Below are 452 nucleotides of genomic sequence, written 5' to 3'. Positions count from 1 at the left end.
ATCAACGTGCTGGCCAACGACACCGACGCTGACGACGGCCACCTGTTCACGCTGAACTCGGCCAGCGCGCCGGCAAGCAAGGGCACGGCCAGCGTGGTCGGCAACCAGCTGGTGTTCAATCCGGGGAGCGACTTCGATCATCTGGCGCAGGGTGCGGTCGAGCACGTGACGCTCARTTACCAGATGCAGGACGAACACGGCGCACTCTCGAGCTCTACGGTGGGCGTGACGATCACTGGTACCAACGACGCGCCGGTGGCGGTGGCCGATACGGCCGCCGGCACGGAGAACCAGACCCTGACCATCAACGTGCTGGCCAACGACACCGACGCTGACGACGGCCACCTGTTCACGCTGAACTCGGCCAGCGCGCCGGCAAGCAAGGGCACGGCCAGCGTGGTCGGCAACCAGCTGGTGTTCAATCCGGGGAGCGACTTCGATCATCTGGCGCA

1 protein-coding gene is annotated in these 452 nt (G+C 65.6%); it reads left to right on the top strand.

The window, feature by feature from the left end; genetic code table 11:
- Positions 1-452, top strand: a 452-nt coding sequence (locus tag AC1DH9_RS30965) for an Ig-like domain-containing protein (RefSeq protein ID WP_477809564.1), incomplete at both ends; no start/stop codon positions are given.

The organism is Pseudomonas sp. 05T35 (genome assembly GCF_056396605.1).
The sequence above is the reverse complement of the archived record's forward strand: the minus strand, read 5'-3'. Positions and strand labels throughout refer to the sequence as shown.